This is a genomic window from Mucilaginibacter kameinonensis, from assembly GCF_003675385.1.
Classification (GTDB): Bacteria; Bacteroidota; Bacteroidia; order Sphingobacteriales; family Sphingobacteriaceae; genus Mucilaginibacter; species Mucilaginibacter kameinonensis.
Genome location: NZ_RCWZ01000005.1, coordinates 422592 through 437702, shown reverse-complemented (window position 1 = coordinate 437702; position 15111 = coordinate 422592). Strand labels below are relative to the sequence as shown.

The window sequence follows — 15111 nt, the reverse complement described above, 5'->3', positions numbered from 1 at the left end:
CAATCAATTCACCTCATATTTTCTGTAGTGCTTAATGCCTGGTTTATGACCAGATCGGGAAACCCTTGCCTAAATAATTGAATTTCACTTAACTACAACTCATTGAATTATTGCTAATTGACGCCTATGTAATAAAAAAAATACATTTTTTTCCTGTTCCCGTTCACCCGTTTCGTCAGGATGCGGTCTTAAAGAAAACCAAATCATAAACCCAATAATATGGAGAGAATTTTATTCAGCCGGCGGCTTATACTGCCCTTTATTTTTATTTTATTGGTAACCCGGTACAGTGCTGTACAGGCACAGGCAACGGGGCCAATAACACTCAAAAAGTCTAACATCAGTTTAGCCGAAGTATTTAAATCAATCAAAAAGCAAACTGGCCTGACTGTTTTTTACAGTAACAATTTGTTGAATGACAAAGAGCTTGTTTCCGTAGATTTTAAGAAAGCCGAGTTAAAAGAAGTATTCGGCGTGCTTTTAAAAGGGAAAGACCTCAACTATGTAGTGCGCGACCAGCTCATCGTAATTGAAAAAAACGAACCCGCACCTGTTATAGCCCCACAGAAAAAAGAACCGGCAAAAGCTGTTGTACCCAAAAAAGTGCAGGGCGTTGTTACCGATGATAAGGGTCTCACCTTACCGGGCGTAAGTGTTAAAGTTAAAGGAACCATGAACGGCACACAATCAGACATGGATGGCCGGTACACGCTTAATTTAAAAGAAGGAGGGATTTCAATCATCGTTTTTTCATTTGTAGGCTCAAAATCGCAGGAGTTTGATCTTTCAAATTATCCATTATCCGCAGCAGGCACATACAAAATTGACGTACAAATGGGGGCCGACAAAAATGCGCTTGAAGAAGTTGCCGTGGTTGCCTATGGTACGCAAAAAAAGACAAGCCTTGTTAGTTCCATTACTACTATAAACCCAAAACAGTTAAAAGGTCCGTCAAGTAACCTTACAACCATGTTGGCGGGTGTTGTACCCGGCATGATCTCATACCAGCGAAGCGGTGAGCCTGGTGCTGATAACGCCCAGTTCTTTATCAGGGGTGTGGGTACTTTCGGCGCAGGTAAGGTTGATCCCTTGATACTGATCGATGGTATAGAATCAGGTACTACTGATCTGGCAAGACTTCAGCCGGATGATATTTCGGGTTTTTCGGTACTAAAAGATGCTACTGCTTCATCGCTATACGGCGCAAGGGGTGCTAATGGTGTAATCCTGGTAACTACCAAACGTGGCGATGTTGGTGCTGTAAAATTCAATATTCGCGGTGAAAATTCAACATCGTCAAACATCAGGAACATTGATCTGGCCGATAATATAACTTATATGACGCTGGCCAATGAAGCGGTACTTACCCGCAACCCGCTGGGCATCTTACCTTACTCGCAAAACAAAATAGATCATACCGCAAAAGGCGATGACCCGCTACTGTACCCAAGTAATAACTGGATCAAACAGTTGATAAAGAACAAAACCAGCAATCAACGCTTCAACATGAACGCCAGTGGTGGGTCTGAGAAAGCTAAGTACTATTTGGCCATGACCTACAATATTGACAACGGCAACCTGGCAGAAAACAGCCTTAACAATTTCAGCAATAACATTAAGCTGCAATCATACTCTATTTTATCAAACACCACCTTAAACCTCACTAAAACCACCGAAGCGGTAGTGAGTTTAAAAGGTCAGTTCGACAGTTATCATGGCCCTGTAGGTGGTGGCGGTTACACTTTCTTAAACGCCTTATGGAGTAATCCGGTAGCTTTTCCGGCTATTTACCCTGGTAACCTGTTACCTTATGTAAATCATCCACTTTTCGGTAACGCTATTATACCAGGTGGCGGCTTATACATGAACCCATACGCGCAATCGTTATCTGGTTTTCAAAGCTCAAATACCAGTACACTAACCGCGCAATTAAACTTAAGTCAAAAGCTTGATTTTATTACCCAGGGGTTATCCGCAAGGGCAATGGCCTATACTACACGTTATTCATACTTTACCGTTTCGCGTCAGTATAGTCCTTATTACTATCAATCAGACGTACTTAACGGAACGTTTAACGGTTTAACATTGCTTAACAACGGGTTAGTGGGCAGCAGCGTTGGCAATACCCCAACCGAGTATTTAACTTATAATCAAGATCCCGGATCAAATATTTCTAACGCGATAACTTATATTGAAACAGCGGTAACCTACAATCGCACCTTCGCCCAAAAACATGCAGTTAGCGGGTTGTTGATCGGTACTCTGCGCAATTACCTTACCGGCAACGCCAAAACACTACAATTATCGCTGCCCTCGCGCAACCAGGGAGTATCGGGCAGGTTTACTTACGGTTATGATAACCGCTACCTGTTTGAGTTTAATTTTGGCTACAATGGGTCCGAGCGTTTTGCAAGCAATCACCGCTTTGGTTTTTTTCCGTCAGTAGGCGCCGGCTGGGTAGTATCAAACGAAAAGTTTTTTGAACCACTGCTGTCAACTATTGATAACCTTAAATTCAGGTTTACCTATGGTTTAGTTGGTAACGATCAAATTGGAAAAGCAACAGACCGTTTCTTTTATCTCTCTGATGTTAATTTAAATAACGGCTCTTACGGCCAGTTTGGCACCAACTATCTGTATAGCAGGCCGGGCGTAGTTACCAATCGTTATGAAAATCAAAATATTACCTGGGAGCAATCAAGGCAAACCAACATAGGTATGGATTTAACAGTTGCCAAAAACTTTACCTTAACGGTTGATGCCTATCAACAAAAGCGTGATAATATTTTGATGGTGCGCAGTACCATTCCTACCTCTATGGGTTTACAGGCTGATATATCCTCAAACGCGGGCAAGTCATCCAGTAAAGGGGTGGATATTGCTATGGATTATAAGAAAAGCTTCAACAACTCTTTCTGGATCCAATCGCGCGGTACGCTTACTTATGCTAAAAGCAAGTTGCTAAAAAATGAAGAACCGGTATATCCAGGCAACCTGCAGTATTTGAGTAAAGTAGGTAACTCTCTGAGCCAGATATATGGCCTTATTGCCGAGCGGTTATTTATTGACAATGTGGATGTAGCCAACTCGCCCGTACAAAGTTTTGGTGATTACAAAGCCGGCGACATTAAATACCGCGATATGAATGGCGACGGAAAAATAACCAGCTCGGATGTTGTGCCGATTGGCTACCCGCAGGTTCCGGAAATTATATACGGATTTGGTTTTTCTGTTGGCTATAAAAACTTTGATATCAGTGCATTCTTCCAGGGATCGGCAAGGTCTTCTTTTGTGATCAATTCGGCGGATATTTCCCCTTTTACCTTAGTGAGTGGCTTGCAGGATAACGGCCTCAATACCGGCAACCAAAGTGGCTTGTTAAAGTCAATTGCCGATGATCACTGGTCTGAAGATAATCGTAACCCTTACGCGTTCTGGCCGCGTTTAAGCAACACTGTACAAGCAAACAACAGCCAGACCCTAACATCGCCAACATCAACTTGGTGGTTAAGAAACGGCTCGTTCCTGCGCCTGAAGTCGGCAGAGTTTGGATACAATTTCACGAAAAGCCAACTTAAAAGTATCCATCTGAATAGTGCACGCATCTATATAAACGGCTTAAACCTATTAACTGTAAGCAGTTTTAAGCTGTGGGATCCTGAAATGGGAACTTCTGGTTTGGGCTATCCAATTCAAAAAGTATTTAACATAGGGCTGAGGGTAGAATTTTAAAGCTTTCAAATTAATTATATGAAAAGTAATTTTATACAAAAAATTAATCATTCCGTATTAAGTCGCGTACCTAAAGGGAACATCTTCCTGGTAACAATGATCTTAATATTGATTGTGCCGGTATCATCCTGTAAAAAGTCTTTTTTGGATGTTGTCCCCGATAACGTATCAACGATAGCTAATGCTTTTGTTTCGCAAACAGAGGCCGAAAAGTATTTGTTTACCTGTTATTCTTACCTGCCTACAGAAACAGATCCTACTTATAACGTCGGGCTTACAGCAGGCGACGAAGTTTGGGTTGAAGACCCTGCAAATCACATACGGTCAACCAACGTACTGCAGTTGCCAAGAGGCTTCCAAACCTCGTCAGATCCTATTGCTAATTATATGAATGGCACCAGGGATGCGGCTGCAAATTATAAAGCCATACGTGATTGTAATGTTTTTATTGAAAATGTAAGCGACCAAACCAAAGTACGCGACCTTAATATCGATACACGTGAACGCTGGATAGCCGAAGCGCAGTTTTTAAAAGCTTTTTATCATTTTCAATTGTTCAGGGCCTATGGGCCGATACCTATTATTGATAAAAATCTGCCTATCGATGCATCAATTGATGATATAAGGGTAAAACGCCGTCCTGTTGATGAAGTAGTGAGTTATATAGCCGGGTTATATGATCAGGCAGCAGCAAAACTACCTCTAACAATCCGGAACGAAGGAAGTGAGCTTGGACGCGTTACCAAAGCAGCAGCTTTGAGTATGAAAGCTAAATTATTGGTAACAGCGGCAAGCCCCTTGTTTAATGGTAACCCGGATTATAGCTCATTTAAAAATAAAGATGGAGAACAACTGTTTAACCTGGCTTTTAGTGCCGAAAAATGGCAGCGTGCGGCCGATGCCTGTAAAGAGGCAATAGATTTTTGCGAATCGCAAAATATACGGTTGTATACTTTTCCTACGCCAACAAACCCGCTTAGCCAAACTACCATGACGCAAATGGGCATCAGGAACGCGATGAGTGAAAAATGGAATGAAGAGTTGATCTGGGGTTTAACTGCTAATAATAACATCAACTTCAATTCATTTTTCCAGTCGATGTGCGCGGGGCAGTATGATTTTAACAATGCAGATGCTGCTAAATCAGCCAATCGCCCATTGCTTGGCCCTACTATAAAAATGGCCAAAATGTTCTATACTAAAAACGGCGTGCCTATTAATGAAGATAAAACGCTCGATTTTAGTGATATAGCTCAATTAAGGGTTGGTACTCATGATGAGCGTTTTAACATCAAAGAAGGCGAAACAACAGCAAGGCTTAATTTTGACCGTGAACCTCGTTATTATGCCGATCTTGGATTTGACCGAGGTGTGTGGTATATGGCTAATAGCGCAACCAAAACCGATGAAGATACCTGGTGGATGAAGGCCCGTGGTGCTGAAGTTGGTCAATCGTCGCCGATACCAATTGCTGGTTTCTATATGAAAAAAGCCCTTAACTGGCATTACGAGTGGGCCACGGTTACCTATATCAATTACCCTTGGCCAGAAATGCGTTTATCCGATCTGTATTTGCTTTATTCTGAAGCATTAAATGAAGCACAAGGGCCTGTGGCAGATGTATACACCTACATAAACCGGGTAAGGGCCGGCCTGCCTACAGTCCAAGATTCATGGTCTAAATACAGCATTAATCCAACCAAGTACACTACAAAAGAAGGGATGCGCTCAATCATTCAGCGAGAGCGTAGTCTTGAGCTTTGTTTTGAAGGTCACCGTTTTTGGGATCTTTTACGCTGGAAAACAGCCGGTATTGAACTCAATGGCAACGTAACAGGATGGACAATAAGTGAAAATTCACCAGAATTGTATTACCGCGAAAGGTTAATTTTTTCAAGACATTTTGTGATTCCGCGCGATTACTTATGGCCAATTAAAGAAAGTGATTTACTGGTTAACCAAAATCTGGTTCAAAACCCTAACTGGTAAATATATAGCAATAACATGTTTGACAATAAAAACATTCACATGGAAACAATAAAACTACGAATTGCTTTCTGGCTCTGGTTGTTAGCAATAATAATAACAGGCTGTAAGCAGGAAACACTTAATAAACCCACTATAACCAATAATAACGCCCCCGGGGTTGTTACCAATGTGCAAATACAAAACGAACACGGTAAAGCCAGCTTAACATATACGCTTCCCGGCGATAATGATGTATTTTACGTAAAAGCTGTTTACGAAACATCTCCAGGTAAAACACGCGAAGTAATAGCATCGCGCTATACCAATACCTTAACGGTTGATGGTTTTGGTGATACACTGGCACACGTGATAAAGCTTTACGCAGTAAATTCAAGCGAAAAAGTTTCGGCACCCGTTAGTGTTACAGCCAACCCATTAACTCCACCGTATCTTCTTGCTTACCGGTCACTTAAAATAACCGCTACTTTTGGTGGTTTTAATATTGCCTGTGATAATATCAGTCAGGATAACCTGGTTATTGTGCCAATGGTTGATACTGCCAGCAACGGATTATATGTGCAGACAAAAGGAATGGACAATGTGTACAGCAACAGCCTCTCAATAAAGGCTGCTGTTAGAGGCCAGCCGGCTATTGAGCGCAAGTACGCGTTTCTTGTACGGGATAGGTTTTTAAATAAATCGGACACTTTATTTTTAAAGCTTACGCCGTTTTATGAGGAACAATTTTCAAAGTCAGATTGGTCGGCCTATGTGTTGCCTGGTGATGCTACCAACCTGTATTCATATACCGATGTAACTAAAATTTTTGACGGAAACTTTACCGGGGGATGGCCAAATTGCCTCTTTACAGTTGAGAGTGCCGGTAGCCCGCAAATGGTAACCATCGATCTTGGTAAGCAGCGGGTACTTAGTCGTTTTATCCTCAATCCTTTCATTGAGATTGGTAATGTGTACTATGTAAGGGGCAATCTGCGTGATTTTGAAATATGGGGATCAAACTCACCAAACGTGAATGGTGCACTTGATGCTTCGTGGACAAAACTGTTAACCTGTAATATAGTAAAACCATCTGGTTCACCGTCGGGTACAGAAACGGCCGCCGATTACAAATATGCACATGATGGTTGGGGCTTTGATTTTCCGGCCGGATTAAGTGGTTACAGGTACATCAGGATCAGGAGCTTACGTAACTGGACAGGTTCGTACTTCATGAGTATCAGTGAGTTTACCCTGTTTGGAAAGTAGTAGAATCAATGCATTCATCAATTTAATTACCATCATGAAATTATATAAAATAACATCATATTATCTGTTGATGCTGGCTGCTTTCATTCTAAGCTCCTGCACTAAAATGGATGACTATAAAAAGAAATATGAGCCTAACGGACCAATTATATATCCTGGCAAACTGGATTCGGTACAAGTATTTTCGGGCAAGAACCGGGTTTTTTTGACGGGACTTTTTACGTCAGATCCAAAAATTGTAAAATACAGGGTTTATTGGAACAGTAAGCAGGATTCTATAGAAACACTGGTTACCCGCAGTTCCGGAATTGATACCGCGAAATTGTTCATTCCCAATTTACCAGAAGGTACCATGACTTTCGAGGTCCGCACTTTCGATAATGGTGGGCATATTTCGGTGCCGGTTACATTGGCTGCCAACGTATATGGCAGCCTTTATCAAAGTTCGCTTATTAACAGGGGTATCGCCAAGGCAGAACTGCAATCAGATGGTTCGGCTCTGATTAACTGGGCTGATGTAAATGTCGATGACGGTTTAATTTCCATGGAGATTAAGTACACTGATGTTTCAAACAAACAGCACGATACGCTGATCACTTCTTTGGCAACCGGGTTAAGCACATCATTGCCAAAGTTTAAAGCAGGAAGCATGATCAGCTACCGTACGGCTTTTAAACCTAACCCAACAGCCATCGATACTTTTTATGTAGACTATCAGGATCATAATGTTAAGGCAGATGTAACCAGTATTTACCTCACCAACACCGGGCCTTTCCAAAGAAACACCTTTGACGGGCGCTGGGGAACGCTCGCCGCACCATGGATAACAAATGCGGCAGCTAAGAATAAGGACGGCGGCACTAATGGCGGTTACAGTTCTGATGGTGGTGGTACACTTAACTGGGAAACATGGAATAATACGCCTGTGGTTAACGGTATTGTTTATCAGTCCACTTCGTCACCATTGCCGGCCGGAAATTATATTGTTTCCTTTGACGCATATTCGGAAGTGCAATCAAATTCATCGGTTTATTGCATCGCAGCTGCTGGAGGTAATGGCATACCGGTGCTTGCAAACCTTTCAACAGCCTTAGGATATGTGAATTTGTTTAACGGTGCTAACGTAGGCAGCACAAGTCCAAATTCAAGAGAGGTGAAGACTTTTACCTTTACGCTTGCTTCGCCACAGGTAGTATCAATTGGATTTTTAGGAAATATTGTAGGGAACGGCAATCCGGGCAGTTACTTTACGGTGTTTAATATTAAACTCTTCAAAAATTAAAGAAAAAAAAGTCCCTGGTTAATGCCAGGGACTTTTTTGCTTTTATAGGCAACATTTTACTCTTATTCACAAATAGCTACTTGTACGGGTTCGGGCTCTTGTATTTCTTCAATAGCTGCGAATGTTACTTTTTGTGTAACGTTTGATTTTATAAAGCTCATACCAAATGCAAGCAAAAGCAACGGTACTGTCATCCAGATTACCTGGTGAATACCATAATGAGCAATCACAAAACCACCCAGTAAAGTACCCAGCGTTATACCGGCATTAAAAAAGGAGGGGAGCAGGCTGTTTACAAAGTCGAGCGCAGGTTCTTCAATACCGTGTGTAAGTTGTATGTTGGCTGCAAGGAATCCCCCGGTATGTATAAAACCCCAAACCGAAAGGATAACGACCATGGGAATAAAATATCCGCCAAACTGATAGGCCAGTATATGGGTTGCTACCAATGAAAGTAAAAACAGGCGAACAGTAAGCGTTACGTTTTTACTTAGCGCAATGCCCATTAACCAGTTCCCGGCTATACCTGTACCACCAAACACCAGCAGCATAATACTGATCTGCGCTCCGCTCATACGTGATACCTTATCCAGGTATTCGGCAAGGTAACCATAAGTGGCAAACATACCTGCCAGTATAATAGTTGAAGCCAATAGCTTAACCCATAAATGAACATTTCGCAATAATTGCAGTTGGCTTTTAGGGCTTGCTTGTTCTTCGTTAACCGGCATTGAAGGAGCAAATAGTGTTAAAGCGCCAAACGCCAACAAGTTGACAATCGCTGATACAATAAATGAAGCTCTCCAGCTAAACAGATCGGCCATGTAGGTAGTCAGGGGAACGCCAAGCACTGTGGCAACACTCAGCCCGGCCATAACTATCGAAATAGCCTTAGGCGCATCTTTCGGGCCTGCCTGCTTTGCTGCCGCTGTCATAGACACCGCCCAGAATACCGGGTGCAAAAAGGCGGGCAATATGCGGGCTATCATCAGTACGGTAAAGTTTGGCGCCACTGCCGATAACAGGTTGGAGATAACGAAGATTCCCAATACAAGGCACATTACAAATTTGCGGTTAAGGCGTGCGGTAAGCATATTGGTAAAAGGCCCGGCAAGTGCCACTGTTAACGCAAAAGCACTTAGTAGCCAACCTGCCGTGTCAATTGATATATGAAATTCTTTTACCAGGTCGGGGAGGATGCCGATAACTCCAAACTCGGTAGTTATGATGCCAAAAGCACCCAGGGCCATAATATAAATTGATTTATTCATGAGTAGAAATATTTAAATATTTAAAAGTTTCGATATTTTAAATCTGCAAAATCATGCTTGCTTCAGAAAACTAATACTTAATTTTTCAATTCGTTCAGGCAGGCAATGTACTCGTCAAGTACTTCCTGGTTCAGTACGTATTTAAGATTACGGCCTTCTTTTTGGGGCAAAAGCAAATCGGCATCAACCAGTTGTTTTAAGTGATGCGATACAGAAGGCTGTGTAAGATCAAGTAAATCATTTACCTCTGCGCAGTAAAGGCAATCCTTCTTCTTTTTAAACTGCTGTAAAATAGCTATCCTGTTCGCATCGCTTAACGCCCTGGATATTTTCTCTATTTTTTTGTTGTCCATTATTTTGTTTTGCTGATTACTTAATCAGCTTTAATAATACAAAGGTATAATAATATTAACACATAGAAATGTTTCTATCTATTTTAAACATAGAAATGACAATGAAAAACAGCACTGCTCGAAAATTAATACGTGGGAGGACTATTGCTGGTTATAATATGGCGCAAATCCCCCTGTTTGTTGGCACATTTGCCTGTTTTGTACTTATGGTATATGCTTTAGCTTTATGATATGAAAGTAGTAAGAGTACAATACACCACACGCCCGGAGTTCGCGGCCACCAATCAACGTAACATCGCTGCCATTGTTGAAGAATTAAAAACTTTAAACCACCCCGGCATCAAATATACAGCCTGGTTATTACCCGACGGCAAAACATTCATGCATTTTGATCAGCTGGAGAATGAGGAAGCGCACCTGGTTTTACAAAGCTTGGCATCATTCCATAAATTCGCAACTGAGCTTGAAGCCAGCGATTTAGAAGTAGAGCCAAAGCTCGAGCTACTTACACTTGTTGCATCAACAGAGGGCTATTTTTGATAATTTGATCTTAATGCTTTCTGATGGGTAACGCGGTTTCCGTTTTTGCCGCTTTCATCACCAATTTGGTTTCTACTTTGCCAATAGCAATGATGGCAAAAAGCCGGTTCATCAAAAAATCGTGATATTCTTTACGATCTTTCACCGTTACCTTTAAAATAAAGTCAAAATCACCTGTAAGGTGATAACATTCTAATACCTCCGGAAGTTTAATGATCTCACTTTCAAAATGACTTAGGCTGTGCTGGCTATGGTCTTTCAATTGTACGTGGGTAAAGGTCATGAAATCAAGCTCCAGTTTTTCATGATCAAGTACGGCTACATATTTTTTAATATAGCCCCGTTCCTGCAACGAGCGGATGCGGTTATTAATAGGAGTAGTGGTTTTATTGAGCTTCAGTCCTATTTCCTGACCGGTAAGGCGGGCATTTTCCTGCAGTAATTGAAGTATGCGGATATCGGTATCGTCGAGTTGATCAAGCATAAGAGTTACAAAAACTAAAAGATATTCGTCAAATATTTATCAAAAGTTTCAAAACCTGTTTTGAATTGTATTTTCGGTTCTAAAAGCCAATTTTTATGTTCTGTATGGATTATAAGGTTGTGAATATACAATTTTACATCATAATACTATGGAACACGATACAAATCAATCATCGCCGGTAATCCTTGTTACCGGTGCCCGCGGGCAGATCGGTACTGAACTGGTAGCCGCCTTAAGAAACGTTTACGGCAGAAAACAAGTCATCGCTACCGACCTACATGATGCCGCTTCAATATCTGAATCAAACCGCCCATACCATCAGCTTAATGTATTGGATAAAAATGAGTTGGAGAACCTGGTTATTACCTATGGTGTAACTCAGATCTATCACCTCGCAGCCACTTTATCTGCAAAAGGAGAAGAAGCCCCACTAAAGGCCTGGCACCTGAATATGCAAAGCCTGCTGAATATCCTGGAGGTTGCTAAAGATCATAAATTGGATAAGGTATTTTGGCCAAGCAGTATTGCCGTGTTTGGGCCATCAACAGCGCGCAAGATCAGTCCGCAGGATGCTCTGCTTGACCCACAAACCGTTTATGGTATTAGCAAAGAGGCCGGCGAGCAATGGTGTGCCTATTACCGTGAGCACTATGGGCTTGATGTACGCAGTATCCGTTATCCCGGATTAATTAGTTATAGCGCTCCGGCCGGTGGCGGTACTACTGATTATGCGGTAGCTATATTCCACGAAGCTTTGCAGAACGGAAGTTACAATTGCTACCTGAACCCCGACACGGCATTGCCTATGATGTACATGGACGATGCCGTAAGGGCCACCCTTGAACTGATGGATGCCCCGGCCGACGTGCTTAAAGAACGTGGCGCTTATAATATAGGTGCTTTAAGTTTCACACCTGCCGAGCTTGCAACCGAATTGCAAAAACACCTTCCCGGTTTTACCATCAGTTATGATGCCGACAAGCGTCAGTCTATAGCAAACTCGTGGCCGGCCGGTGTTGATGACAATGCAGCAAAGCTCGATTGGAACTGGACGCCAAAATATGATCTTGTCGCCATGACGACTGATATGCTACTGCATCTGGCTCCGGTTTATAAGAATACCAATATTGCAACTGTGAGCTAAACAAGGTTGTAATGAGAGACCTGAATATTACCCAATCTATTACCGCCCGTGACGCTGCTTCGCTGGAGATGTATTTCAGCGACATTGCACGTGAGCCAATAATAAACGCCGAAGAAGAAGTTGTGTTAGCCGGAAAGATCAGGCAGGGTGACCTATCTGCTTTGCATAAGCTTGTGAAGGCTAATCTACGCTTCGTGGTTTCGGTGGCAAAAAAATATCAACACCAGGGCATGCCCATGGGCGATTTAATTAGCGAGGGTAATTTAGGCTTGCTTGAAGCCGCTAAACGGTTTGATGAAACCCGTGGCTTCAAGTTCATTTCGTATGCTGTATGGTGGATCAGGCAGCGTATAATGGAGGCACTTCTTGATAAAACACGGATGATACGCCTGCCTGCTAACCAGGTGGATATGATTGTCCATGTTAACAGGGCAACCGGAGTTTTAGAACAACAGCTTGAGCGGTTGCCGGCCCAGGATGAAATAGCTGAGTTTCTGGAAACCGCCGAATGGAAAGTAAAAGAAGCGCTGTATGTAGCCCCCTTTACACATTCATATGATAAGGCAGATGCGACTGGCGATGACGGATATAGCTTGCTCGATCGTCTAAACAACGACGAACCCGGAGTCGAAAGTTTTCTGGAGGCATCCCAATTGAAACAACAGCTTGATGATTTACTTGGCAAGCTAAACACTGCCGAGCGATCAGTTATATTTTATCATTATGGTCTCGACGGGCACAGCGAACTCTCCGCTCCTGAAATCGGTAGCCGACTTGGGGTTAGCGCGGAGCGGGTGAGGCAACTAAGAAACCGGGCTATTGATAAGCTAAGGGAAAAAGCCAGCCTGCAAAAACTTGAAGTTTAATTTTTGCGTTTGGCAAACGTTTGCGTTGAATAAATACGGCCCGAAATTAGGCGTTACTATTTTAGGTTTATAACTTAGGAGCTCATAACTATTATGACAGGCATACTTGCCGGGTTTATCATAATAAATGCTTAAAAACGCAAATGAAAAAAATACTACTCTCTTTATTGCTGCTAACCTTTATTACTTCACAGGTTTTTAGTCAGGCTAAGCACAGTTTTAAAATTGCTGACGGCAATTTTATTTACGACGGAAAACCTATCCAGATCCATTCGGGCGAAATGCATTTTGCACGAATCCCAAAGGCGTATTGGAAACAACGTTTACAAATGCTAAGGGCAATGGGCATGAACGCGGTTGCAACATACGTTTTTTGGAACCATCATGAAGTTAGTCCGGGTGTTTGGGATTTTAAAACAGATAACCGCGATATCCGTGAGTTTATAAAAACAGCGCAACAGGAGGGCCTAATGGTAATATTAAGACCAGGACCTTATGCCTGTGCCGAATGGGAATTTGGCGGCTATCCGTGGTGGCTTCAAAACGATAAGCAATTGGTTATTCGTAGCAAGAACGACCGCTTTTTGGACTCATGCAAAACTTACATTAACCAGTTAATGGCCCAGGTTAAGGATTTGCAAATTACACATGGCGGACCTATTATTATGGTACAGGCCGAAAATGAATTTGGATCATACGTAGCCCAGCGTAAGGATGTGCCACTTGCCGATCACAAAATTTATAGCGCGGCTATAAAGAACCTGCTGCTAAAAGCCGGCGTTGATGTGCCATTGTTTACTTCGGATGGCGATTGGTTATTTCAGGGTGGTGTAATCAGCGGGGCTTTGCCAACTGCCAACGGCGAGGGTGATACCAAAAATCTGAAAAAACTCATCAATCAATTCAACGACGGAAAAGGCCCTTATATGGTGGCCGAATATTATCCAGGCTGGCTTGATCACTGGGGCGAAAAATTTGAAAAAGTATCTGAAACTTCAGTAATTAAAGACCTGGAAAAGTATTTGAAGGATACCGTATCATTTAATATCTACATGGCACATGGCGGTACCAATTTTGGCTTTACAAGCGGGGCTAACTATGATAAAGAGCATCAGATTCAGCCAGACATTACCAGTTACGATTATGATGCCCCAATAAGTGAAGCGGGTTGGGTAACACCTAAATTTACTGCTATCCGTAACCTGATGAAAAAATATGCGGCATACGCTATTCCGGAAGTGCCCGCCCAAATTCCCGTAATCCAGATCCCGGCGATAAAACTAACTAAAACGGCAGATCTGCTTGAGCTTGCGAAAAATCAGCAGGCAGTAGAAAGCGATACCCCTCAAACATTTGAGGCGCTTAACCAAGGACATGGCTACGTATTGTACAGCCGCAAATTTACACAGCCAATTAACGGTACCTTAAACCTGGAAGGCTTGCGCGACTATGCTACGATATATGTAAATGGTGAAAAAGTTGGCGAGCTTAACAGGCAAGGCAACAAATTCAGCTGCCCTATAAACATTCCGTTTAATGCCCGTTTAGATATTTTGGTTGAGAACCTTGGCCGTATTAATTATGGCGGCGAGATCATTCATAACCTTAAAGGTATCATTAGTCCTGTTAAGATTGATGACCATGAAATTACCGGTAACTGGCAAATGTACAGGCTGCCTATGGATAAAGCCCCGACGCTTGCATCAGGATCTGCAAATACAGTTGGCCGCCCGACAATTTACCAGGGAACCTTTGAGCTAAATAAAGTTGGAGATACTTTTTTAGATATGAAGAACTGGGGTAAAGGGATTGTATTTGTAAATGGCATTAACATCGGCCGCTACTGGAAGATAGGTCCTCAGCAAACGCTTTATTTGCCTGGATGCTGGCTAAAAAAAGGCGCGAACAGTATCTTGGTATTTGATCAACTGAATGACATTCAACAAACAGAGATCACTACCGTAACGGTGCCGGTTTTAGACGGGGCGATTAGTAAATAATATTCATTAATTTAACTTGACCAAGGCGGCAGGAATCTACCTGCCGCCTTTTTTTATTGCCCCGTTCGATGTTAAATATTAACTAATATTACTTGTCAGGAGATGGGATTTAACCCAGTGTTTAAGTGAGCTATTAAGCATCAATAAATACTTCAAAATATTTATGGGGGTTACTATATTCACACTTTATTATAAAAATTCCGGG

General features: G+C 42.3%; 11 protein-coding genes. 8 read left to right on the top strand and 3 right to left on the bottom strand.

Going from position 1 to position 15111, the window contains the following annotated elements; translation table 11 throughout:
- Window positions 1-219 precede the first annotated feature (219 nt).
- From EAH55_RS24960 to EAH55_RS24945, 4 genes are read left to right on the top strand one after another with little or no spacing between them, the layout of a single operon-like run.
- The gene (locus EAH55_RS24960; RefSeq protein WP_121812047.1) at window positions 220-3732 is read left to right on the top strand and encodes a TonB-dependent receptor; all 3513 of its coding nucleotides are present in this window, start codon (window positions 220-222) and stop codon (window positions 3730-3732) included.
- A gap of 18 nt (window positions 3733-3750) precedes the next feature.
- Complete coding sequence (locus EAH55_RS24955; protein WP_121812046.1) at window positions 3751-5721, top strand: RagB/SusD family nutrient uptake outer membrane protein; 1971 nt, start codon at window positions 3751-3753, stop codon at window positions 5719-5721.
- A gap of 39 nt (window positions 5722-5760) precedes the next feature.
- Entirely contained in the window at window positions 5761-6966 is a 1206-nt protein-coding gene (locus EAH55_RS24950) for a DUF5000 domain-containing lipoprotein (protein ID WP_121812445.1), read from the top strand.
- Window positions 6967-7000: 34 nt separating this feature from the next.
- Entirely contained in the window at window positions 7001-8248 is a 1248-nt protein-coding gene (locus EAH55_RS24945; RefSeq protein ID WP_121812045.1) for a DUF4998 domain-containing protein, read from the top strand.
- Window positions 8249-8310: 62 nt separating this feature from the next.
- Here EAH55_RS24945 and EAH55_RS24940 read toward each other — a convergent pair whose 3' ends face one another.
- Both EAH55_RS24940 and EAH55_RS24935 read right to left on the bottom strand, forming a co-directional pair.
- A complete protein-coding gene (locus EAH55_RS24940; RefSeq protein WP_121812044.1) occupies window positions 8311-9519 on the bottom strand; it encodes an MFS transporter in 1209 nt (402 codons plus the stop codon).
- Window positions 9520-9596: 77 nt separating this feature from the next.
- Window positions 9597-9872: an ArsR/SmtB family transcription factor gene (locus EAH55_RS24935; RefSeq protein ID WP_112566598.1), complete on the bottom strand. Its 276-nt coding sequence runs from the start codon at window positions 9870-9872 to the stop codon at window positions 9597-9599.
- 231 nt (window positions 9873-10103) lie between these two features.
- On the opposite strand from EAH55_RS24935, the gene EAH55_RS24930 reads away from it, so the two are divergent.
- Complete coding sequence (locus EAH55_RS24930) at window positions 10104-10412, top strand: hypothetical protein (RefSeq protein ID WP_114937699.1); 309 nt, start codon at window positions 10104-10106, stop codon at window positions 10410-10412.
- A gap of 10 nt (window positions 10413-10422) precedes the next feature.
- Here the strand turns inward: EAH55_RS24930 and EAH55_RS24925 are convergent, their stop codons facing one another.
- Entirely contained in the window at window positions 10423-10896 is a 474-nt protein-coding gene (locus EAH55_RS24925; RefSeq protein WP_114937700.1) for an Lrp/AsnC family transcriptional regulator, read from the bottom strand.
- Window positions 10897-11044: 148 nt separating this feature from the next.
- On the opposite strand from EAH55_RS24925, the gene EAH55_RS24920 reads away from it, so the two are divergent.
- From EAH55_RS24920 to EAH55_RS24910, 3 genes are all read left to right on the top strand, one after another.
- Window positions 11045-12040 (top strand): NAD-dependent epimerase/dehydratase family protein, encoded by a 996-nt coding sequence (locus EAH55_RS24920; protein ID WP_121812043.1) that lies wholly within the window; start codon window positions 11045-11047, stop codon window positions 12038-12040.
- 11 nt (window positions 12041-12051) lie between these two features.
- A complete protein-coding gene (locus tag EAH55_RS24915; protein ID WP_121812042.1) occupies window positions 12052-12906 on the top strand; it encodes a sigma-70 family RNA polymerase sigma factor in 855 nt (284 codons plus the stop codon).
- Between the two features lie 143 nt (window positions 12907-13049).
- On the top strand, window positions 13050-14906 hold the full coding sequence (locus EAH55_RS24910; protein WP_121812041.1) for a beta-galactosidase: 1857 nt from the start codon (window positions 13050-13052) through the stop codon (window positions 14904-14906).
- Window positions 14907-15111: the final 205 nt, after the last annotated feature.

What these genes read in the sequence shown, in the direction of transcription:
- EAH55_RS24945 (WP_121812045.1), top strand. Translation starts at nt 7,001, where the DNA reads ATGAAATTATATAAAATAACATCATATTATCTGTTGATGCTGGCTGCT.
- EAH55_RS24915 (WP_121812042.1), top strand. Translation starts at nt 12,052, where the DNA reads ATGAGAGACCTGAATATTACCCAATCTATTACCGCCCGTGACGCTGCT.
- EAH55_RS24920 (WP_121812043.1), top strand. Translation starts at nt 11,045, where the DNA reads ATGGAACACGATACAAATCAATCATCGCCGGTAATCCTTGTTACCGGT.
- EAH55_RS24960 (WP_121812047.1), top strand. Translation starts at nt 220, where the DNA reads ATGGAGAGAATTTTATTCAGCCGGCGGCTTATACTGCCCTTTATTTTT.
- EAH55_RS24940 (WP_121812044.1), bottom strand. Translation starts at nt 9,519, where the DNA reads ATGAATAAATCAATTTATATTATGGCCCTGGGTGCTTTTGGCATCATA.
- EAH55_RS24925 (WP_114937700.1), bottom strand. Translation starts at nt 10,896, where the DNA reads ATGCTTGATCAACTCGACGATACCGATATCCGCATACTTCAATTACTG.
- EAH55_RS24955 (WP_121812046.1), top strand. Translation starts at nt 3,751, where the DNA reads ATGAAAAGTAATTTTATACAAAAAATTAATCATTCCGTATTAAGTCGC.
- EAH55_RS24950 (WP_121812445.1), top strand. Translation starts at nt 5,761, where the DNA reads ATGGAAACAATAAAACTACGAATTGCTTTCTGGCTCTGGTTGTTAGCA.
- EAH55_RS24930 (WP_114937699.1), top strand. Translation starts at nt 10,104, where the DNA reads ATGAAAGTAGTAAGAGTACAATACACCACACGCCCGGAGTTCGCGGCC.
- EAH55_RS24910 (WP_121812041.1), top strand. Translation starts at nt 13,050, where the DNA reads ATGAAAAAAATACTACTCTCTTTATTGCTGCTAACCTTTATTACTTCA.
- EAH55_RS24935 (WP_112566598.1), bottom strand. Translation starts at nt 9,872, where the DNA reads ATGGACAACAAAAAAATAGAGAAAATATCCAGGGCGTTAAGCGATGCG.